This window comes from Parerythrobacter jejuensis (genome assembly GCF_039536765.1).
GTDB classification, from domain to species: Bacteria; Pseudomonadota; Alphaproteobacteria; order Sphingomonadales; family Sphingomonadaceae; genus Parerythrobacter; species Parerythrobacter jejuensis.
Window position 1 is genome coordinate 654,468 of record NZ_BAAAZF010000001.1, and the last position, 22,181, is coordinate 676,648.

Below are 22,181 nucleotides of genomic sequence, written 5' to 3' on the forward strand. Positions count from 1 at the left end.
CACAGCCCCGTGCTGTCGCCGCGATGTTTGCGGGCGCGGCACCGCACCAGAAATGCACTCTCGCTGATGCAGACACAGTATTCCGTGGCCCGGTGGCAGAGCGCCCGGCCCGGCTTCCCAATTCCGCTGCGAGCACAGCCTCGTGCGGTTCCAACACATATTTGCGCGATAGTTCACGGTCACGGGGCCTGAGGCCCAAGGCCGTGCCGATCCGCGCATGGAGACACAATAATGGCAACGCGCATGCTAATCGATGCGCGCCACCAGGAAGAAACCCGGGTGGCGGTTCTCAAGGGAAATCGGATTGAGGAATTCGATTTCGAATCTGCTGAACACAAGCAGATCAAAGGCAATATCTATCTAGCCAAGGTTACGCGGGTCGAACCCTCGCTACAGGCGGCATTCGTCGACTTTGGCGGCAACCGGCACGGCTTCCTCGCCTTCAGCGAAATCCATCCGGACTATTACCAGATCCCGAAGGAGGACCGCGAGCAACTGCTGGCCGAAGAGGCCGAAGCTGCCGAGGAAGAAGCCCGCCTCCGCGCCGAAGAAGAAGATCGCGGCGAAGTGCCGGGTGACGAATATGACGCGGAAGACGAAGAGTCCGGTGAAGCACTTGCCGAAGACCTCGCCGAAGACGGTGTGGAAGACATCGATACGTCAGAGAAAGACAAGGTTGCCACCATCGAGGAAGGCCACGTCGAAGATGACGAGGACGACGAAGATGATGACGACAGTTCCGACGACGAGTCAGACGAAGAAAGCGACGACAAGCCCAAGGGCCGCCGTGGTCGCGGACGGGGCCGTGGCCGCCGTCAGGGCAAAGGCCAGAAGAGCCGGGCCAAAGAAGTGGACGAAGTCCGCGCCCGCCGTCAGGCCCTGCGCCGTCGTTACAAGATCCAGGACGTCATCCAGCGCCGCCAGGTGCTGCTGGTCCAGGTCGTCAAGGAGGAGCGCGGCAACAAGGGCGCTGCTCTCACCACCTATCTGAGCCTCGCTGGCCGCTACACGGTCCTGATGCCGAACAGCAGCCATGGCGGCGGTATCTCGCGCAAGATTTCCAGCTCGGGTGACCGCAAACGGCTGAAGCAGGTCGTATCCGACCTCAGCCTGCCCAAGGCGATGGGCCTGATCGTGCGCACTGCGGGCCTCAGCCGCACCAAGACCGAGATCAAGCGTGATTTCGATTATCTTGCACGCCTGTGGGACGAAATCCGCGAACGGACTTTGGGCTCGGCCGCACCAGCGCTGATCCATTCCGACAGCGACCTGATCAAGCGGGCTATCCGCGACATCTACAACCGCGAAATCGAAGAAGTCGTGGTCGAGGGCGAAGAAGGCTACAAGGCTGCGAAGAGCTTCATGAAGACGCTCATGCCCAGCCATGCGCGGCGGGTGAAAGCCTATTCCGACCCTGTGCCCCTGTTCCAGCGTTACGGTGCAGAAGACCAGCTGCGGGCGATGTATGATCCGGTGGTCCAGCTCAAATCGGGCGGTTACCTGGTGATCAACCCGACCGAAGCGCTGGTTTCGATTGACATCAACTCGGGCCGTTCGACCAAGGAACACGGGATCGAGCAGACCGCAACGGCCACCAATATCGAGGCCGCGCGCGAGATTGCCCGCCAATTGCGCCTGCGCGACATGGCCGGACTGGTCGTGATCGACTTCATCGACATGGAATACAATTCCAACGTCCGCAAAGTCGAGCGGGCGATGAAAGACGCGCTCAAGAATGACCGGGCGCGGATCCAGGTCGGCCGCATTTCGGGCTTCGGCCTTATGGAGATGAGCCGCCAGCGCCTGCGCACCGGCGTGCTCGAGGCTACTACCCGCGAGTGTCCGCATTGCGATGGTACCGGCTTGGTCCGCACGGCATCCTCGGCCGGCCTTTCGGCGCTGCGCCTGATCGAAGACGAAGCAGCCCGTGGCAAGGGCACGATCATCTCGCTCAAGGCCAGCACCGAAGCTGCGGTCTACATGCTCAATTCGAAGCGTGCCGACCTGCAGGAAATCGAAGATCGCTACAACGTAACGGTCGTCGTAGTTCCCGAAGGTGAAGACGAAGGCGCGAAGATGAGCGTGGGCAGTTCCGGCCCGCGTCCTTCCGAAGCTCCTAAATTCGAACCCATCGTCGATGATGACGATGATGATGACGATATCGAGGAAGAAGCCTTCGACGACGAGGACGATGATCGCCCGAAGAAGCGTCGTCGCAGGCGTCGCGGCGGTCGCGGACGCAACAAGAAGCGCGATGACCAGTCGGAAGATGGCGAGAGCCATTCGGACGACGATTCCAGCCGCGATAACAGCGCCGACAATGACGATGATGACGGGGAAGATAAGCCCAAGAAGCGTCGCCGTCGCGGTGGTCGCCGTCGTCGTGGCCGTGGGAATGGCGAAGAAGCCGAGGGCGAAGGCAACGGAAACGAAAGCACCGAGGTAACTGCCGAAGACGCAGAAAAGCTCGAAGATGTTTCCGAGCAGGTCAAGGACGACATGGCTGTAGTGGCCGGCCCTGACGATGCGCCTGAAACTGCCGAAGCAGCCGCCGCAGAAGAAAAGCCCAAGCGCAAACGCGCCCCGCGCAAAAAAGCTGCCCCCAAGGTAGAGGATGAAGCGCCTTCCGCGGAAGCTGGCAGCGAGACTGAAGAGAAGCCGAAGCGCAAGCGGGCTCCACGCAAGAAGAAGGTCGAGGAAGAGGCTGCTCCCGAAACCACCGACGCTCCTGCGGAGGAAGAAAAGCCCAAGCGCAAGCGGGCTCCGCGCAAGAAAGCCGAACCGAAGGCTGATGCGCCTGCGGCCGAAGCCAAGACTGAAACGGCGGATGCCGGTGATGCCGCAGCCGAGCAAGCTCCTGACGAAGGTGGAGAGACCAAGCCGCGTCGTGGTGGCTGGTGGCAGCGCACCTTCGGGGAATAATCTGCCCTGAAATCTGAAAGGCCGCTCTCACTCCTTTAGTGAGGGCGGCCTTTTCATGTTTGCGATAGCTGGCTGCGGGGCATTGGCACGCGCCGCGCTATCAGGCGCCCGCCTTTATCCCGACACCCCATTCGTTCCAGCCAATCGACTTGGGCGTCTTGGGCAAATAGCGTGCGCCCATCGGTTCCACCTCTAGCCCCCCTGCCCGCACCGCGTCGGTAATCGGACGAGTAAGATGGCAACCACCGGCAAATGGTTTCCAATAGGGCTCGATCGTCTCTTGCCAATTGGCCACTTTCGCGTCGGGCGCGCGGCCATGTTCGAGAAACAGCAGCCGACCGCCTGGTTTGAGTATGCGGCGCATTTCGCTCACCACTTTGGCCTGATCCTGCACCGAACACATCGTGTAGGTGCACACGACCGTATCGAAGCTTTCATCATCGAACGGGATATCTTCGCCAATCCCGTCGCGGATATCGGCCTTCCAGCCCTTTTTCTCTGCCTCGGCGCGGGCATATTCCAGAAGCTTGCCGCCGGGGTCGATCCCGGCATAGCTGTCAATCGCGCTGGCATTGTAGAATTGCTGGTTGATCCCGCCACCACAGCCGATTTCGAACACATTGCCCCGGGCCATCGGCACAAGCTGGCTGCGCAATTTCATGATCGCCGGCATTCCACAGGCGAATTTGATCACGCGCGGCACACCGTGCTGGTCCCACCAATCTGCAAGGCCCATCCGATCTCTCCCCAATTGTGTTGCGCGGCACTGTGCCAGAGTTTCGCGGAAATTGGGAGGGAAGCCCTTACCGGCGCCCCTGTCAAATTCGCTTTCTGAGTGCTCGATCTGCCTGTAGAGGCGCAATCAGGGACAGCACTGGAATAGGGATCATTCCACATGACCGAGATCGCACCGCTTCGGATTTCCCAGGCCGACAAAGAGCGTGTCCGTATGCTCTTTATGGCCAAGCATGCGCTTTGGGGCGGCGGCATGCATCCCGAAGACGGCAACCATGCGATTTACCATCACGAGGTGCGCACCACGCTGGAGAGCCTCGGGCTCAATCTCGAATTCGCCAATAGCTACGATGTGCTGTTCACCCGGCCGGACGTTGATTTCGTCTTTCCGCTGCTCAATCGCGGCGGCTTCGTGAATTCAGAAATGGTAATACCCACGCTCTGCAATATGCACCGTATTCCCTATGTGGGCGCAATGCCGTTTCTGCGCGGACTGGGCGATGACAAATCCGTCTCCAAGCTCGTCTGCGCCCATGCCGGCGTGCCCACTGCACCGTGGTTCTGCTACCGCAAAGGCGCTCCGGTCGAGGAGAACAACCTACCCCCCTCGCCCGAGGGCCGCTGGGTGATCAAGCCCAATGCCTCTTCCGCCAGCTGGGGCATCTCGGATGCATATGATTTTGCCGGTGTCGCCAATGCTGTGGCCAATATTCACGGCCAAGGGCACGATGCCATCGTCGAGCCCTATCTTGACGGGTATGACGTGCAATGCGCCTTCATCACCATCGACAACACACCGATCGCCCTGCCGATGTTGTGGTACGAGCGCGAAGATACGCAGCGGCTGTGGACCTATTACGAAAAGCGCGACCTGGTGCAGAACGCCGAGAAGGCCACTCTGAAACGGTTCGACGATGGCGATCTTGCCCCCAAGATGGAAGCGATGGCCAAGAAGGTGGCACAGGAATTCCACCCCTTCGACTATGGCAGGATTGAATTCCGTCTCGACCTGAAAACCGGCGACATCAATTTCATCGAGATCAATCTCAACTGCAATCTGTGGTCCGAAAAAGTGATGGCCAAGGCGGCAGCGCAATCCGGCTTCAGCCACGGCGATCTGCTCGAGACGATCCTGGCCGAAAGCTGGCGAAGGAACGGACTAATCGCCTAGTCGGGCACCCGTTTACCCTGCCAATCGAACTGGTGGCCGGATGCCTCCGGCGTCAAATTGTCGATGACTGCCAGTAGATTATCTGCCGCTTCCCGAGCATCAGTCAATTGCCCGTCAGCCAAGTTGGACTGGAAGGGCTGCGACAATTCCGTGTCCACCGTGCCGGGATGCAGTGAAACGGCGATGGCCTGTTTGTGGGTCCGGCCCAATTCGATCGCAAAGTTCTTCACCAGCATGTTGAGCGCTGCTTTGGAGGCGCGGTAACTGTGCCAGCCCCCGATCCCGTTATCGCCGATCGAACCGACCCGGGCAGAGAGCGCCGCGAAGACGGCCCTGTCCCTGCGCGGAAACAGGGGGAGCATATGCTTCGCGACCACGGCAGGCCCGATTGTATTGATGCGCAACACCCGTTCCATGACATCGGCATCCAGTTGTTTGAAGCTGCGTTCCGGCCCGGTGCCGTCGGGCAAGGTCAGCACGCCTGTCGCCACGATGACCAATTGCGGCGGCTGGGCCTCCATGTCGCGCGCAGCTCGCGCCAGGCTTTCGGGATCGTCATAATCGAACCGGAACGGCACAATGGCATCGTGATCGAAGGCGCGGCCACTGCGCGATCCGGCATAGATACGCTCGCACCCCCGCTCCGCAAGGGCCTCGCACAAGGCGGCGCCAATGCCGCCACTGGCTCCAAAAACCGCCGCTCTTGCGACGCTATGTCCTACATCATCCATACCGCCTAGACTGCCGGCATGGCCTGCTTGTTCCCGATCACCTGCTCCGCACTCTGCCGCTGGCACGCGCCGAAGTGTTTTTGTGTGCCAGGACCGTGTTCCATGTGTTCCATCGTGTAGGACTTCTCCTGCACATTCCGGACTTTTGTCCACCTTGTGCATCACAGCATAATCGTTAGATAGGCTGCATAAATTCACGCAGGAAATGTGAGCATTATGGCGACTTTCACCCTCCCGAAGAATTCCCGGATCAGCAAACAGGGCGAAGTCCACAAGGCCGATGGCGCAGGCCGGGTCAAGAAATTCAAGATCTACCGCTACGATCCCGACACCGGGAAGAACCCGCGTTACGACACGTTCGAGATTGATCTCGACGATTGTGGCCCGATGGTTCTGGATGCGTTGTTCAAGATCAAGAACGAGATCGACCCTACGCTGACCTTCCGCCGGTCCTGCCGCGAGGGCATTTGCGGGTCATGCTCGATGAACATGAATGGCAAGAATGGCCTCGCCTGCACCTCTGCGATCGAGGATATGAAAGGCGATATCCAGATCACCCCGCTTCCGCATATGGAAGTGATCAAGGATCTGGTGCCTGACTTTACCCATTTCTACGCGCAATACGCGTCGATCCGGCCGTGGCTGCAAACCGTTACCCCCACACCAAGCGGCAAGGAACGGCTGCAAAGCCCCGAACAGCGCGAAAAGCTCGACGGATTGTATGAGTGTATCCTGTGCGCCTGCTGCTCCACCAGCTGCCCCAGCTATTGGTGGAATTCGGACAAGTTCCTCGGCCCTGCGATCCTGTTGCAGGCCTACCGCTGGCTGGCCGACAGCCGTGATGAAATGACGGGTGAGCGGCTGGACGATCTGGAAGATCCGTTCCGCCTCTATCGCTGCCACACCATCATGAACTGCGCCAATGTTTGCCCCAAAGGCCTGAGCCCGGCCAAGGCGATTGCCGAAACCAAGAAGATGATGGCCGAACGCGCGATCTGACGCGCGGGCGACTGACATGGCGTTCAAGGATGATGTCTTCTCTCACGGGCCAGACCCGGACAATCCCGGCTGGCATCACTGGAACCTGAAAGACGATACGCTTTTCAACGGCGCAGTGATGGGCAAGCTCATCACGCGTCGCGAGGGCGATAAGTGCCGCCTGCGCATGTTCCCGCAGCGCAAGCATGAGAATTTGCAGGGGATCATCCACGGCGCAGTCTCGCTGGGCTTGATCGACATCTCCCTTTTCACCACCATGCATGTCGTCGGAACCGGCAATGCAGGCCCCTCCGTCACACTGGAATTGTCGACCCAGTTTATCGGCGGGGGTGACCCGAAAAAGCCGCTCGACGCAGTGACCGAAATCATGCGCGAAACCGGCAAGCTGGTGTTTGTTCGCGGCGAGGTCGTCCAGGAACAGACCTGCATCTGCGCCTATAGCGGGATCATCCGCAAGTTCCCGCCCCGGAAAACTGCGGAGTGAGCGGCATCCTCGCGCGGTACAATGCCCTGGTCTCAGCCGATGAACTGAGGCCGGACACGGAACAGGCGGCCATCGCCACCCGGCTCCAGCAATTACAGGAAGAGCTCGAAGCGACGCCCAAGCGTGGCAGCATCTTGTGGCGTGCGCTGCGCGGCAAGCCGGAGTCGCCCAAGGGAGTCTATATGTGGGGCGGTGTCGGTCGCGGAAAATCGATGCTGATGGACCTGTTCCACGAAACCCTTGGAATTGATCGCAAGCGCAGGGTTCATTTCCACGCCTTCATGCAGGAAGTACACGCCTTGCTGCGGGAGGAGCGCAAGAAAGAAAGCGGCGATCCGATCCCTCCCGTTGCCGCAAGGCTGGCAGAAGACATCCGTTGCCTCGCTTTTGACGAAATGGTCGTCAACAATTCGGCCGATGCCATGATCATGAGCCGCCTGTTCCGATCCCTGATCGAGGATGAAGGCGTTTGCGTCGTTGCGACGTCCAACCGCCCACCCGCTGATTTGTACAAAGACGGGCTCAATCGCGAACATTTCCTGCCCTTTATCGATCTGATCGCGGACCGGCTCGATGTGCTGCCACTCAACGGTCCGACAGATTATCGCATGGATCGCCTCGGCGACCTTGCAAGCTGGCACACACCGCTGGGCGACGCGGCAACTGCGCAGGTGCGCGAGGCGTTCTTTCGCCTGACAGATTACAAGCCGGAGGATGCCGATCATGTCCCCAGCGCGGAGTTGGATGTTGGCGGCGGACGGACTTTGCACGTGCCCAAGAGCCTCAAAGGTGTCGGCGTCTTCAGCTTCAAGCGCCTGTGCGGCCAACCGCGCGGGGCACCAGACTATCTTGCCATTGCCCGCGCCTATCACACTGTAATTATTGTCGGCATTCCGCAAATGACGAAGGATGATCGCAACGAAGCGGCACGCTTTGTGACGCTGATCGACGCGCTCTACGAGTATCGGGTCAAGCTGTTCGCAACAGCCGCTTCAGAGCCGAAAGACCTGTATCAGTCTGGTGACGGCAGCTTCGAATTCGAACGGACCGTGAGCCGTTTGATGGAAATGCGCAGTTCTGAATATATGGCCCTGGGCCATGGAGAATCGGGCGAGAAGCCGGCCTAGGCGGCCCGGGCAGCTCCACGTTGTTGCGCCGATGCGAGGCGCCCCATCAGTTTGAGATCCTGCTCACGCAATTGCAACGCTGCATCGGCCCAGAGCTCGGTAATTCTGGTCAGTTCCGAAAGCTCGAGCCCCCAGCTGACTTTCATCGCCTTGCGCGCCGCAACCAGCCCGGCATGGCGACGATCCGAACGTTTGATGAAGTCGCGTGTCGCCTCCAGTGCCTCGCCATCCTCTGCGAGATGGTGGACCAGGCCGATTTCATGCATCTCTTCGGCTGTGTAGGTCTTGTTGGAGACAATCAGCCGGTCAGCCATCGCGCTCCCCAGCTTGCGGCTGAGCAAGGCATGGGCCCCCATCCCCGGGAACAAGCCGAACATGATTTCCGGCAGCCCGAAAGTCGCGCTCTTCTCGGCTACGATATAGTCGAATGAAAGCAAAGCTTCGAAGCCACCGCCCAGTGCTGTGCCCTCCACCATACCCACCGTCAGCATCGGAATGCCGAGCGTATTGATATTGCGATGCAGGATTTCGCAGCAACGGTGGCCGTAGAGGACCAAGCCATCACGATCCCGGTCCATAATCAATTGCCGGAAGAGCGCGAGGTCCCCGCCATAGCAGAACACGTCCGGAGAACGGCTGCCCAAAACGAGGAATCGAAGCGGGACCTTCCCGACGCCGAAACTGGTTGCGATGAGGCGTTGCCAGCTTTCAAAGTCAGCCAGCATGGGCGGTGTGAAACTGGGGCGACCCTCAGGCCGCATATAGGTCCACAAGGCCTGCTTCTCAGAATCGTACAATACGTCGAGTTGGTCGAGATTAAAGAGCTCGTCGGCGATCACCGGCGCCCTTTCATTCAGGCTCGTCATGGCAGAGCCCCCCTCTTTGCCGGAATGGAAATGCGATTCCCCATCCGCGGCGATGATGCCATCCTCGAATTCAATATTCACTCGGTCCATTTGCGCCCCCGAATGACCCGCGTTGTTCACGGGTTCTTTGTTTGTGAGAGGAAGCTAGGTCAGGGAACGACGCGTTGGCAAACACTTATTTCGAAAGCACGACGAACCGAGTCCCAAATCGGGCCATCCGGATTAGTGGGAGACCTCAAGATGGCCCAGCGATCTTTCCAGCATGATCAACTGCCACAAAAGGCGAGAGTGGTCCGATTTTCCGGCAATATGATCTTCGGAAATCGCCCGTAAGCGCTTGTTATCAAACCAACCGGCTGCCGATATCCGGGCGCCGCTCGCAATTGCCATCGCTTCGCTTGCCAAGGGTCCCCTGAGCCATTCCGCAATCGGTGTCACAAAACCCTGTTTGGGCCGGTAGAGGACATCATCCGGCAAAAAGCGCTCCATCGTGTGTTTGAGCAACCACTTGCCCTGACGGCCCTTGATCCTGGCCGAGTGCGGCAGGGCTGCTGCGAATTCCACTAGCTCGTGATCCAGCAATGGCTCGCGCGCTTCGAGGCCGACGGACATGCTGGTCCTGTCCACCTTGGTCAGGATGTCGCCCGGCATCCAGAACTTGAGATCGGCATATTGCGCCCGGTCCAAACCACTTCTGGCTGGCGCCTTGTCCATCAGATCCAGGAACGGTTTCTCGGCGCGGTAGCCGCCCAATTGGCTGTGCATCGGATCGGAGTAGAGCCCGGCCCGGATTTCCGGAGCGGTGAAAGCCAGGGCCCGCGCGTACCCCTCGGCCCCGGTGGCGCCGAGCGACTGAAAGGTCGATTTCGCCCTCAGAGGTCGCGGTGCCCAGTCGGCTTTCGGCCAAATCTTGCCCAAAGTCCCGAACACCGGGCCGCGCAACGCTTGCGGGAGTATGGTTCTCACTTGCTCTTCGCGCGCATGGAAGACTTGGCGACGATAGCCTGCAAAAGCCTCGTCCGCCCCGTCACCCGACAAGGCGACGGTCACATTTTCGCGGGCAAGCTGGCAGACCCTCCATGTCGGCAGTGCCGATGCATCGGCAAAGGGTTCATCAAACATCCCTGCCAACTGGTCGATGGCCCCATAATCGTTCGGATCGACAATCCGCTCGCGATGGTTGGTGCCGAACATCTCCGCCACGCGCCGCGCGTAAGAGGTTTCATCGAGAGCTGCGATATCGAAACCGATCGAGCAGGTGTTGACCGGTTCGCGATGATCCTGCGCCATCAGCGCCACCACGGAGGAACTGTCTACACCACCAGACAGGAATGCCCCCAGCGGAACGTCTGCCACGGTGCGGGATTCGACCGCCTGGCCGAGCAGGTGCAGCAGCCGCGCCGAGAGGTCAGCCGGTTTTTCACGGTGACGGTGGGAAAAATCAATATCCCACCACTGGACTGGCGCAGCCGGTGGGCTGTCATGCTTGAGCAGGCGATAGTGCCCTGCGGGCAGTTTCTCGACACCCTTCAGGACTGACCGGTGGTCCGGCACATAGCCCCAGGTCATGAAATCTTCGACGGCCAGTGGATCGACTTCCCGGCGGAGCAACGGGTGCGCGGTTAGCCCTTTCAATTCCGATGCAAAGGCCAGGCTTCCGTCGCTGAGCGGCGCCATGAAGAGCGGCTTTACCCCGAACCGGTCCCGGGCAAGGAACAGGGTGCGATCCTTAAGGTCATAGAGTGCAAAGGCGAACATGCCTGACAGCCGTTCCAGGCAGGCTGGACCCCATTGTTCCCATGCTGCCAGAATAACTTCGGAATCGCCGTCGGTTGCGAACCGGGCACCGAGTTCACCAAGCTCCCGCCGCAATTCGCGAAAATTGTAGATCTCGCCATTGAAGACCAGCATCGAGCGGCCGCTCGCAGAGGTCATCGGCTGGGGGGAGCCCTCCAGATCGATGACAGACAAGCGCCTGTGGCCGAGGCCGACTCCGGGCGCAGTCCACACACCCGATCCATCAGGCCCGCGATGGGCCAGCGCATCGGTCATCCGTTCGACCCGTTTGGGATCAACCGGTTTGGGTGTCCCGCAATGAAAGATTCCCGCGATCCCGCACATGGGCGCTGACTATCGGCTTTGCAGGATGCGGTCTATCCACGGCCCGAGCGGGCCTGTGGACCGGCGCAAGGAAGCGATCGCCTTGGCCGGATCCTGGTCCGGTTGCTCGACAGCGCTCAAGATCACCATGGTCGTCGGCACACTGCGAAGAGCGAAGCGGTCTCGGATTGCGGCGAGCTTCAACTCGGCCGCGCTGCCGGTCACCAGATCGCCACTGATATAGCTTGTTTCCGCACGGCGCTTGATGCGGCCAAGGGCATAGAGCTGGTCCACTTTCGCACCAGTCTGCGCAGTTTCCCCGCTCATCCAGCGCCACGCAGTGTCGGGCACCAATGCGCCCTCATTTGCGGCACTGGCTTCCTTGCCGTCGCCTTGTGAAGAATAGGTGGCAATGAAGACATCCACTTCCTGCCCTGCCCCGTTGCGATAGCGGCCCAGCAGGCGGTGATCTGCCCCGGTTGCTCGCGGCTCCCAATCAAGTTCGGGCGTGTAAGGAACGCTCTGCCAGCCTTCGATCTGGGGCAAACTGATCCGGGAAGGCATCTGTGCCTCCAGACGACTGGCAACGGAGGCCCACAGGGCGAAGACGAGTACAGTCAGGCTCGCAGCGAGGATCGCGGGGTTTCCGGCCATTCGGAAACTGGCAAGAGGATCGAGCGACGGTGCAGTCGCAAGCGCCTCCCCATCGATTGCTGGCTCATCGGGAGCGCGATCAAACCATTGCCACGCCACGCCCAGGACAAGGGCGACTACGATGGCGAAGAAAATCCAGCCGTAGAAGATGTGATCGAACCCGGCAGCAAACTCGATACCTTGCGATTGGGCGATGTAGATTGTTCCCCAGGCCCGGACACCATTGGCCAGAATGGGCACAATTATGCAAGCCGCCATGAACACGGCCCGCCGGCTCCAGCGATTGAAGCAGGTTTGCGCCACCAGCACGCCGAGCGCGACCATGGCGACGAGGAACTTCACGCCCGAACACGCCTCTGCCACTTCGAACAATCCAGCCGGTGTATCGATGAACACCCCTTCGATCTGGGCCGGAATCCCGCTCCATTCGGTTAGGGCGATAGTGATCTTGGCGGTGATCATCTGCAAAGCAGGAACCAGCTCGTCACCGAAGGGCACGAGGAAAAGCATGTAAGCCAACGGGAATGCGAGCCCTGCCGCAACGCGTGGCCCCAGAAGCGCCAGAACCGACATCTGCAAAGCCGCAACGGCCCCGAACTGGCTTATCGTATTGACTCCGCCAATCGTGCCCAGGAGCCAGACAAACATGGCTCCGCCAAGGCCCAGCAGACCCGGCCACCATGCTTCAGGTGCGATCTTCGCCAGCTCTGACCGGCGCGACCATACCAACGCACCAACGATCAACGGAATCAGCAGGATGTGATTGTAGGTGGAGATATTCCACCACTGCTTGGCCATCACGATCCAGTCGCCGGAAGTGGCGAGGAAGACGGCAGCCACGACCAGTGCCAGGCGTGCCAGAGGCATGCGCCAGGCCTCAGCGATATTCTCGTGCCAGTGGCCGTCACGAATCCTGCCCAGGGTTGAGCTAGGCTGCATCGCGCTTTGCCTCCGGCCTGCGCATGATCGCTTCCAGCGGAGCCAGCATGGCAGGCCAGCTTTGCCGGGCGAGCACATATTCACGGGCTGCGCGCGCCATTTCAGCCGCTTCGTCCCGCTCGTCGATCAGCGTTAGCGCACGCCCGATCATCATCGGATCGCCATCGGCCACGGCGAAATGCACACTGTCTTGCGCATCGATCCCGGTCGCGGCTTCGGGCGACAGCAGCACAGGCCGCGCCATGGCCATCGCCTCGAGAACTTTGTTCTGGATGCCACGCGCGATTGTCAGGGGTGCGATGACCAGATCGGCCGCCGCCAGGAACGGTTTCACGTCCGGCACTGCGCCCCACACCCGGATGCCATCCTGCCCATCATGGTCAAGCAGCTTGGCGACCGGCGCACGCCCGACGATGTGGAACTTCGCGTCGGGATGATGCTTGCGAATGGCTGGCAGGATTTTATGGATCACGCGCTCCGCCGCCACAATATTGGGCGGGTAGTCCATCTGCCCCGTAAAAACGAGTTGCGGACCAGAGGCAGTGAAGAGTTTGGAATGCGGCTCCACCTTACGGGGGTCAAACAGGTCTGCATCGATGCCGTTGCGGATCGCACATATGCTGGTGCCTGCCGGAACGATCAGGCGTGACCGGAACAGGTTTGCTTCGTTCTCGCTGATCAGGATGGTTTCATCGGCCCGGTGCGCCAGTCGCTCTTCTTCGCGGGCAAGGACCTTGCCCTCGCGCCGGTCGATGACCTTGCGTGGCCAGGAACCTTCGATGCCGTAAGCTTCGAACTTCGCGCTATCGACGTCGCACAAATCCACCACCACGCGCCCGGCAAAGTCTGCCGGCACATATTGCCCCATCTGGCCCGAGAACACGAAGATTGTGTCGATCTCGTGCTTGGCGAGACATGTCCCGATCCAGCTACGTAAGGCTGCGCTTTCAAACGCGGTCAGGCTGACCGGCTTGCCCGATCCCAACGCCTCCAGCCCTGCCAGCGGCAACGGCTTTGTCCGCCGGACCAGGCAATGGCTCTTCGCGATTTCAGTCAATTCACTCTCTGCGGCCATATCCGCATCAGTCTCGCCGAAACACGCAACATGGACCGGCTGCATCGCTGCCAGCGCCTTGAGCAAATGGTGAGAGCGGATCTTGTCACCCCGGTCCGGCGGAAACGGAATGCGATGCGCGAGAAACAGAATATCACCCATCAGCCCAACCCGCGGGCAATCAACGGACCAATGCGATTGGCGACCGACAGTGGGAGTCTCTTCCACAATTGGATCTTGCGCGAATAGGCGTCGCTGGTGGGATCGACATCACGCTTGCCGCCACCGGCCGCTGTCCATGTTCCGTATGTCAGCGGTTCTGGATCGAAACCCCAGTTCTTCTTGAAATTATAGGGCCCGCTGCCAGTCTTGGAGCGCCCGAAATCGAACCGGATGCAACCCTTGCTACGGGCGTGACACATCAGCTGGTAATACATCACTTCGTTGGCCCGCAGGTGGCGGGCTTCGAACCGGCCCCCGCCCCAATACGGCATCGCCGCACCCATATGGTAGAGACTGAGAACACTGGCGACCGCGCGACCGCCGGCCCACACGGTCAGGATATCGGCCTCGTCGCCAAACGCATCGAGTACGGCGTCGAACAGGCTGTGCGGGAAAACCGGCGTACCAAGGTTGCGGACACTTTCAGCGTAGCAGGCGTAATGCGCCTGGCGATCTTCTGCCCCCGACCCGATGGTAACCCGTAGTTCGTTCTTCAATCCCTTACGGACCTCGGCCCGCTGCTTGCGCGGAATGGCGAGCAGCTGCGCTTCGTCATCGTCGGCAAGTGGACCGGAGAAATTGCAATGGCTCTCGGACTGCACGTCCCAATCGTCGGGATAAGTCCCGCCCCGCAATTCCACCGAAGCGCAGGCTTCCCGCTGCGCCAACTCTGTCGCCAGTTGGCACAGTTTGCGTGCCGTTGTTGGTGATGACGCCAAGACGCCGCCATCCACGGCAAACCCGCTGGAGACAAGCGCGCGTGGAAACAGCAGCGAATGAACCACGCTGAGGGGGAGCCAGCCGGTCAACTCGCCGCCCTTCTCCGCGATCAGACCGGTCGCTTTCTGTCCGGTCCCGCGCTCTACCGCTGTCAGCCATTTTGGCAGATGGAACGGCGAGCCGTTCCAACGATAAACGAAGTCTGTAATCCGCGCCGCTTCGCCCGGATCAGCCAGATCGACCTGGGTAAAAACCTCTTCGCAAAGGGAAAAGGGCGCGTTCATGCCGTTTCCTCTGACGGCAATTCGCCCGCCAGTTGCGCCTCGCGATAGGCAATCGTGTCCATCCGACCCCACGCAAAGTCGTGGACTAACTCGCCCAGCTTGCCGGCCATCTTGTCGAGATTGGTATAGTGGCGCAGCTTCGACCGGACCGGCGCATGGCCGACACGGGGCTGGCCAGGATCGATTTCCCACGGGTGGAAATAGAACACAGCCGGGCGCTGTTCGTCACGGTTGACCTGTCGGATCGCCCAACGGCTGAACGCATAAGGAAGCACGCGGAAGAAACCGCCACCGCCAGCTGCTACGCGCTTGCCACCCAGAATGGCTGTCGTCACCGGGATTTCGACCAGATCTGACCAGGGCAGTGGCTTGAAGGCAAAACGTGGCGCTTCCCGCCAGCCGTAATGATCGTGCACAATCGGGGCGACGCTACTGGAATAGGCATAGCCTTGCTCGGCCAGCTCCAGATAGGCCCACGGGGTGCGACTATCGATCGAAAAGCTGGGTGCGCGATAACCTGTAATCTTCACCCCGCCGGCATCCTCCAGGATCATCCGGGCGAGCTTGATGTCACCGGCAAATTGCTTGCGGTCGAAGTTGAAGACCCGGCCGTGATCATAGCCATGGCTGGCCAGTTCATGCCCCTTCTCCACAATCCGGCGCATCAGTGGCCCATGCCTTTTGGCCACCCAGCCAAGGGTGAAGAATGTGGCCTTGACGTCGGCCTCGTCAAACAGGTCGAGAATGCGCATGACGTTGTCTTCCACGCGCAGGGACATGCTGCTCCATTGGCTGCGATCGATAACCTTCTCGAACGCACCGACCTGGAACCAATCCTCGACATCGACGGATAGGCCATTGGTGATCTGCGGCGTTTTCACAGCGCCCATTCTCCCTTGATCAAGCAGCCTGGCGATCGTCGCCTTCAATCCACTCGATCATCATGGTCAGTACCTGCTTCACGCTTTGCTCTTGCTCCTCGACACGCTTCTCAAGCGCATCGAGCCGGGCAAAGAACTCGTCGGAGCGATCATTTTCAGCCACGCTCGGTTCGGCCTTGGCCTGAGCCGAAAGTGCCGCGATCGCTTCTTGTAGTTCAGCGATCTGGGCATCGCGCTGTGCCAGCAATTCTTCAAATTGCCCGCTTGCGCTTGCTGATGCTGCTGCCACTTGCTCGGGCGCGGTATGCTCTTCTGCAACGTGCTTGATCGGCCCGGGTGCAGGCGCAGGCTCTTTCTTCGGCATCGGCTTTGGCGCAGCTTCCGGAAATGCATTGTCGCCCGCCATTTCTTTCAGGACCGAGCTGAGCATCGCATTGTCGATCCGTGTGCGCTGTTCAACAGCACCCAACAGCAGCAAGCGCGTGGCAACCTGGTTGACCCGGCGCGGAATGCCGCCAGTGGCTTCGTACATCTCGGCAAAGACGCGCTGGTCCCAGGCCGGGTTGCCTTGCCAACCGACACAGGCAAGCCGGTGCTCGATATAAGGTTGCAGTTCTTCCGGCTCCATTGCGCCAAGGTGGTGTGCAGCGATCACGCGCTGGCGCAGTTGCTCCAGCTCGCCATGTGTCGCCAGCACATCCTTGAATTCCGGCTGGCCGAGCAGCAGCTGCTGCAGCAACGGATGCGAGCCAAGCTGGAAGTTTGACATCATCCGCAGCTCTTCGAGCGCTTCAATGCTGAGGTTCTGCGATTCATCGACCACCAGCAAGCAACGCCGGCCGGCGCGCGCTTCTTCGTGGAGGAAATCTTCAATTGCTCCCAGCGCCGCGGCTTTGTCGTGGCCTTCGATATCGAGGCCAAAGCTCTGCGCCACAACATGGACGAGTTCTTCCCCGTCGAGATTGCTGGTCACGACCTGCCCGACCGTCATCTGGTCCGGATCGATCTTCTGCATCAAATGCGCAACCAGGGTTGATTTGCCTGATCCGATCTCGCCGGTGATGACAATGAAGCCTTCACCCTGAGCCATGCCATAGCCGAGATAGGACAGCGCCTTGCGGTGCGTCGCGCTCTCGAAATAGAAATCCGGATCCGGCGTCAGCTGGAAAGGACGCCCCGTCAGGCCATAAAAATCATCGAACATTGTTCAGTCCTTTTCGGGGTCAGAAGTCGTAGCGCAGGCCGACAAGCGCGGAGGCCGTTTTCAGGTCCTCGCCTGCCGCTTCGCTGTTGAGATAGTCCAGAGCCACAGCTGCACGTGCCGACAGACCGCCATAGATATACCGGCGGTAGGCCGCCGATGCGCCGAGAATGGTCGCGTCGGTATCGGTGAAGTCGCTGGTCAGGTAATTGGCATAGGCGTTGACCGAGAAGCCGGCATTGCGGCCCAATTCGCCACTGACTGCGATGCTGCCATAGAAACTCTCTTCGCTCAGGCCGTCGGCACCGGCCAAGACCGTGCCTTGGGCTGCGATAAAGGTCCGGCGATCATATCCGATCCCGACAGAGGCATTCATCCGGCTGCCCACGGCGCGCGAATACGACAGTACGCCGCCACGGCTGCGGAATACGGCGCTGCGGACAGAACCAAGGGCACCGCCGAGGCAGTTGCCGCCCTCGAGGCTGGTGACACAGCCATTGAGATCACCTGTCAACGGATTGCGATTGGCTTCGAAATTGGTCGGCAAGGCGACGAGTGCGTTGTTTAGAACGCCGCCGAAACCGGCGACCCCGTCATATACCGACAGGTTGACCGAGCTACGCGCATTGGGCGCATAGGCGAAGCTGCCGTAATAGGTGTCGCTATCATAACGGCGACCATAATGCGCTTCGAATGCCGTCCGGCGCGATGGGCGCCAGACAACGCCGACATCCCAGATCAATCCGTCGGTTTCGAAGGCGATCTGGCGTGGAGCGCTGGTATCGGTCACGAAACGACCATCGGCATCGATAACCGGTGCGCCGCCAGCATCCAGCACGGCATCGCGGCTGGATACTTTGACATCTTCATAGCCAACGCCGCCAACCACGGCGAACTCGGAGGTCACGGGCACCGTCACATCGCCGCGCACATAAACATCGCGCACACGCTGATCGAGGTTGGAGATATCTTCCTGATAAAACCCTGCACCAGCACCAAGGCCGACCGGCAGAACCGTGTTCGGCTTCACACCCAGCGACGCGTTGGCGCTGTGCGTAGTGCTATCATCAAACACATCGACGGCCGGGCCGCCTGGCGTGGTGACGACTGCATCGGGTGCCTCGACGCGGGTATAGCCGAAGCGATAATTGGCGCTGACGGCGACTTCACCAACTTTGGTCGCAAGGTTCGGACCGGCATAGGCCGAGTAGATCCGGCTTTCATCTTCCGCGCCCAACCCTTCGACTGGATTCAGGGACGCACCGCCGCCATTGTCGACTTGCGTGCGGGCTGCGAGCGCACCCGCTTCGACCGTCAGGACTTGCGGAACGACCGAGGCATAGCCCCGGGCGATGCCGGTAACCGTATCGCTGTCCAGCGCCGCATCGCCATAGCCGATATTGCGCTCGTACCGCAGCGAGACTGAACCGCCATTGTTGCGACCCTGCACGGAGGCATCGACACCGGCAGCCACCTGGCTGAAAGTAACAACATCATCGTTGGGCGAAAGCTCCGCCAGAACGACCTGGCTCACCTCGATATAAGGGGTGACTGTCGCCCGCTTGCGCTGCGGGCGCTCGCTGCGTTCGTCGCGCGAACTTCTTTCGCTGCGATCACCACCGCCGGTAACGGCATCGTCAGGACCGTAGGCCTGGGCCTGTGCTATCGCTGGCATGACCAGCGCGATAGCTGCGATAGAGCTGAGATATTGGACGCGTTTCATCATTCGTCCCCTTTCACCCGTAATAGGACCCGAAGCGGCGACCGCTCGGGCTGAAATTGGCTGCATTGAGCAGGAGTTTGATATCGTCGCAGGCGCTGAGGAGCTGACAGGCATCCTCCATCGCGCTGCGCCCGGTCTTGTCGGCGCGCGCCACCAGCATGACTTGGCCGACATGCTTGGCCAGTTCTGCCGCAGGCGAAGCTGCCAGGGCAGGCGGCGTATCGAAGATCACGATCCGGCCCGGCACACCCACTGTAAGCCGGTCGAGCACTTCCGCAGTCGCACCACTGGACAGGAGTTCGGACGCGGAATTGGTGTTCAGGCCAGCCGGCAAGACCCAGAGGTTGGGAATGTCGGTGCCCATCACCAGGTCTTCGACCGGCACATCGGGGTTGGCCATGGCATCCATGAAGCCGGAACCTTTGGGCAATCCGAAGGTCGACAGGATCGACGGATTGGCGACATCGGCATCGACCAGAAGCACTTCGGTATCCCGCTCTGCCGCCATCGCAATCGCAAGGTTGGATGCGCAGAAGGTTTTGCCCTCGTCCTGGTGCGGTGAGCTGACAAGAATGCGGCGTGACTTGGCGGTGCCCTTTTCACGGGCCGTGCCGAGCAGCTGGCGCTTCACGATACGGAATTCTTCCAGCAGCTCGCTGACCGGACCATCCGGATCGATCATCCCCTGATCCCGCAGATGGGCACGGTCCACCGGATGCCGCGCGCCATCGAATACGGGCGCAAGCGGCGCGCCCTCGACTACGGCAGGAACGGCGGGTGCCGCCGCCGGAACCGGCAGATTCGCGGCCGGTTCGACCTCGGTTGCTATATGTGCCTGCGCAACAGGTTCGGCCACAGGCGCCTCGGCACCCTTGCGGGTCACCTTCTTGGCACGCTTCATCGGGCGTTCGGAAAGCTTGCCCGGCATTGCTGCAGGTTTGAAACTGTCAAACCCGAATGCACCGCTGGCACGCTCCAGCAAGGAACTTTCCTTGCTCTCGCCCGGGCCACCTTCACCAGGGAGGGGGATTTTCTTGTGTTCGGTCATTTCCCTCTCCTCAGGCCACGCTGCCGACTTGGATGAATTCGACGGCCATCAGGATCACCAGGACCCCGACCAGAGCGGCGGTTCCGGCAAAGAACATCTTGGTGCGCTTTGCTTCCTCCGCCCGTTGCTGGTCCGTCAGGCTGGTCGAGATCGCGCCCAGGACCGGCAGACCAATGGCCCGCTGAAGCCCAGCCGTGGTGGCAAAGGTCGATTTGAGCTGCGTCATCGCGATGGCCGCACCAACGCCTGAACCCAATCCGGCGATCAGGACGCCAAGGAGGAGGAGCGGACGATTGGGCGCTGCCGGTTTGAGCGGCAGTGCCGGCGCATCAATGATGTCGAAACGGAACGAACTGCGCTGGCTTTCCAGATTGCTCCGGAGCTCCATTTCCTCACGGTCTTGCAGCAGCTCGTCATACTTCTTCTTCAACACTTCGTAATCACGGCCAATGCGCTGGGCCTCCGCCGCGAGGGCAGGTTCGCTGGCCTGGTCGGCAATGGTCATCGAAATGTCAGCCTGAAGCGCGGCTTTGCGCGCCATCAAGGCCTGCACATTGGCCTGGCGTTCGGCGCGGATCGAGACCAGCGAGCTATAGGCCGGGTTCGGAATATTGCCCGAACCTGCCGGTCCTTCGCGGGCAGCCTGTTCGCGTAGCAAGGCTACCTGCTTGAGCGCAGCTTGCATGTCGGGGTGGCTATTCTTCAGGCCACGAGCCCGCAATTGGGCTACCTGGGCCTGCGATTGCGCCAGTGCGCCTGCCGCGGAATTCGGGTTCACGCCCGTAGCGCCTGGCAGGGTCTGGGGAGTACCTGCCAGCTGGCCGTTGATGGCGGCTGCGGCACTCTGTGCAGCGGCAAGGTCAGCCTCTACGCCGCGCATTTCAATGCGGGCCTGCTGCAGCTTGGTTGAAATCGCAGTTGCACCGCCAATCAGTTCGGGATGCTCGGCTTCGAATTCGGTTCGGCGCGCTTCGGCAGCTTCGAGTTCCTTCGCCCGCAATTCCAGCTGCTGGTCCAGAACAGCGACGGCTTCCGCCACTTCGCCCCGGTTGCCGGCAATGTTCTCCTCGCGGAAGATGTCGAGCAGCTTCTGCACCACATCCTGCGACAAACGCGCATTCTCTGGATCGGAGAAGTGCCCCTTGCCGATTGTCGCGGTGATTTCGAAGAGATTGTCCTCTTCGCTCTTCACACTGACAGATTCAGCAAGGCCACCGATCTCGCGTTCCATCTGCTGCGGACTGGTGACGCCGTCACCGAGCTTGGTCGAGCGGATGACCTTTTCCAGGGTCGAAGCACTGGCCAAGGTCTGCCGCACCCGCGCAATGTCGGACTTGTCACTCCCGGCAATACCGGTCTGCTTGGTCAGGATATCGTCGAGCTGGACAAAGATCTTGGCTTTTGACTCATAGGAATTGGGGATCATCGCGACGACCAGCCAACCGGCCAGACACACGCCCCATGCAACACCCAGCACGAGCCATTTCCTGGCCCATGCCGAGTAGATCGCTGCGCGAACTTCTTCGAAGACTTCGTTCATGCGTCAGGGCCGCCTTAGAAACTGCTCTCGGGGATGATGATGACGTCGCCAGGCTTCAGCATGACGTTCGCCTTGCTTTCACCACGGCGCAGCAGATCAGCGAGACGCAATGCGTATTCCGCCTGCTTGCCGGTCTGCGGGTTGAAACGGATCAGTTTGGCGCGGTTGCCGGCAGCGAATTCGCTCAGACCGCCCACCGCAATCATCGCATCCAGCACCGTCATGTTCGCACGGTAAGGTAGAGAGGCCGGCTTCTCGGTCGCACCGATCACGCGAACTTGCTGGCTGAACGTGCCGGCAAACTTGGTCACGATGACCGAAACAATCGGCTGTTCGATGAACTGCGACAGATGCAGGCGGATATCTTCCTGCAGCATGGCAGGTGTTTTCCCGACAGCAGGCATGTCCGTCACGAGCGGGATAGTCACCCGGCCATCGGGACGCACCTGAATGCTCTTGGCCCCCAGTTCGGGGTTACGCCAAACGTGAATGGAAAGCTCGTCCAGCGGACCGATTACGTATTCCTGGCTAGGCCCTTCCTGCATCGAGACAAAGCTCGCAGGCGGCAAGGTCTGTCCTCCGCCCGAGGCGCAGCCTGCCAGCGCAAGCGCAGCGCATGCGCTGCCTGCGAGGAGTGTGGGGAACCGGTTGATCGACATCGAAACGCGTCCTTGGTCAAATGCGTCGACCCTGCAGTCCGGCTGATTCCGGATAGACGGGTCCCCGCGATTTGGATGCGTTTCTCGCCAAAAAGGGTGAATATCCCGTTATCTAATCAGG

Annotated in this window: 18 protein-coding genes; 5 read left to right on the forward strand and 13 right to left on the reverse strand. The window is 60.5% G+C overall.

Translation table 11 applies throughout. The features are described 5' to 3' along the window. The first annotated feature begins 231 nt into the window (after positions 1–231). Positions 232–2,922 (forward strand): Rne/Rng family ribonuclease, encoded by a 2,691-nt coding sequence (locus tag ABD653_RS03160; protein ID WP_160779817.1) that lies wholly within the window; start codon positions 232–234, stop codon positions 2,920–2,922. A gap of 100 nt (positions 2,923–3,022) precedes the next feature. On the opposite strand, the gene ABD653_RS03165 is transcribed toward ABD653_RS03160, so the two are convergent. After that, entirely contained in the window at positions 3,023–3,658 is a 636-nt protein-coding gene (locus tag ABD653_RS03165; RefSeq protein ID WP_160779818.1) for a class I SAM-dependent methyltransferase, read from the reverse strand. A gap of 159 nt (positions 3,659–3,817) precedes the next feature. On the opposite strand from ABD653_RS03165, the gene ABD653_RS03170 reads away from it, so the two are divergent. Beyond that, positions 3,818–4,828, forward strand: coding sequence for a D-alanine--D-alanine ligase family protein (locus ABD653_RS03170; RefSeq protein WP_160779819.1), 1,011 nt, complete (start codon positions 3,818–3,820; stop codon positions 4,826–4,828). On the opposite strand, the gene ABD653_RS03175 is transcribed toward ABD653_RS03170, so the two are convergent. After that, positions 4,825–5,559 (reverse strand): SDR family NAD(P)-dependent oxidoreductase, encoded by a 735-nt coding sequence (locus ABD653_RS03175; protein WP_160779820.1) that lies wholly within the window; start codon positions 5,557–5,559, stop codon positions 4,825–4,827. The genes ABD653_RS03170 and ABD653_RS03175 overlap by 4 nt on opposite strands. Positions 5,560–5,775: 216 nt before the next feature. Between ABD653_RS03175 and ABD653_RS03180 the strand changes: the two genes are divergently transcribed. The 3 genes from ABD653_RS03180 to zapE are packed head-to-tail and all read left to right on the forward strand — an operon-like array spanning position 5,776 to position 8,169. After that, on the forward strand, positions 5,776–6,558 hold the full coding sequence (locus ABD653_RS03180; protein WP_160779821.1) for a succinate dehydrogenase iron-sulfur subunit: 783 nt from the start codon (positions 5,776–5,778) through the stop codon (positions 6,556–6,558). 16 nt (positions 6,559–6,574) lie between these two features. Beyond that, positions 6,575–7,042, forward strand: a complete 468-nt coding sequence (locus ABD653_RS03185) for a PaaI family thioesterase (protein WP_160779822.1) — start codon at positions 6,575–6,577, stop codon at positions 7,040–7,042. Continuing rightward, on the forward strand, positions 7,039–8,169 hold the full coding sequence (gene zapE / locus ABD653_RS03190) for a cell division protein ZapE (RefSeq protein ID WP_160779823.1): 1,131 nt from the start codon (positions 7,039–7,041) through the stop codon (positions 8,167–8,169). The genes ABD653_RS03185 and zapE overlap by 4 nt, the downstream gene beginning before the upstream one ends. On the opposite strand, the gene ABD653_RS03195 is transcribed toward zapE, so the two are convergent. The 11 genes from ABD653_RS03195 to ABD653_RS03245 all read right to left on the reverse strand — a co-directional run bounded on the left by ABD653_RS03195 (position 8,166) and on the right by ABD653_RS03245 (position 22,060). Further along, entirely contained in the window at positions 8,166–9,125 is a 960-nt protein-coding gene (locus tag ABD653_RS03195; RefSeq protein ID WP_160779824.1) for a crotonase/enoyl-CoA hydratase family protein, read from the reverse strand. The genes zapE and ABD653_RS03195 overlap by 4 nt on opposite strands. A gap of 132 nt (positions 9,126–9,257) precedes the next feature. Continuing rightward, the gene (locus ABD653_RS03200; RefSeq protein ID WP_160779825.1) at positions 9,258–11,156 is read right to left on the reverse strand and encodes an XrtA/PEP-CTERM system amidotransferase; all 1,899 of its coding nucleotides are present in this window, start codon (positions 11,154–11,156) and stop codon (positions 9,258–9,260) included. Between the two features lie 9 nt (positions 11,157–11,165). Next, positions 11,166–12,656, reverse strand: coding sequence for an exosortase A (gene xrtA, locus ABD653_RS03205; RefSeq protein WP_234032197.1), 1,491 nt, complete (start codon positions 12,654–12,656; stop codon positions 11,166–11,168). Between the two features lie 61 nt (positions 12,657–12,717). Beyond that, complete coding sequence (locus ABD653_RS03210) at positions 12,718–13,944, reverse strand: TIGR03087 family PEP-CTERM/XrtA system glycosyltransferase (protein ID WP_160779827.1); 1,227 nt, start codon at positions 13,942–13,944, stop codon at positions 12,718–12,720. Then, positions 13,944–15,008 (reverse strand): FemAB family XrtA/PEP-CTERM system-associated protein, encoded by a 1,065-nt coding sequence (locus ABD653_RS03215; protein ID WP_160779828.1) that lies wholly within the window; start codon positions 15,006–15,008, stop codon positions 13,944–13,946. The genes ABD653_RS03210 and ABD653_RS03215 overlap by 1 nt, the downstream gene beginning before the upstream one ends. Continuing rightward, a complete protein-coding gene (locus tag ABD653_RS03220) occupies positions 15,005–15,898 on the reverse strand; it encodes an XrtA system polysaccharide deacetylase (RefSeq protein ID WP_160779829.1) in 894 nt (297 codons plus the stop codon). Before ABD653_RS03220 ends, ABD653_RS03215 begins: the two co-directional genes overlap by 4 nt. Positions 15,899–15,908: 10 nt before the next feature. Further along, positions 15,909–17,093, reverse strand: coding sequence for an XrtA/PEP-CTERM system-associated ATPase (locus tag ABD653_RS03225; protein WP_160779830.1), 1,185 nt, complete (start codon positions 17,091–17,093; stop codon positions 15,909–15,911). A gap of 19 nt (positions 17,094–17,112) precedes the next feature. Next, a complete protein-coding gene (locus ABD653_RS03230; RefSeq protein WP_344705266.1) occupies positions 17,113–18,816 on the reverse strand; it encodes a preprotein translocase subunit YajC in 1,704 nt (567 codons plus the stop codon). Between the two features lie 10 nt (positions 18,817–18,826). Further along, on the reverse strand, positions 18,827–19,861 hold the full coding sequence (locus ABD653_RS03235) for a P-loop NTPase family protein (RefSeq protein WP_160779832.1): 1,035 nt from the start codon (positions 19,859–19,861) through the stop codon (positions 18,827–18,829). Positions 19,862–19,871: 10 nt separating this feature from the next. Then, complete coding sequence (locus ABD653_RS03240) at positions 19,872–21,401, reverse strand: XrtA system polysaccharide chain length determinant (RefSeq protein ID WP_160779833.1); 1,530 nt, start codon at positions 21,399–21,401, stop codon at positions 19,872–19,874. Between the two features lie 14 nt (positions 21,402–21,415). Continuing rightward, the gene (locus tag ABD653_RS03245; RefSeq protein ID WP_160779834.1) at positions 21,416–22,060 is read right to left on the reverse strand and encodes an XrtA/PEP-CTERM system exopolysaccharide export protein; all 645 of its coding nucleotides are present in this window, start codon (positions 22,058–22,060) and stop codon (positions 21,416–21,418) included. Positions 22,061–22,181: the final 121 nt, after the last annotated feature.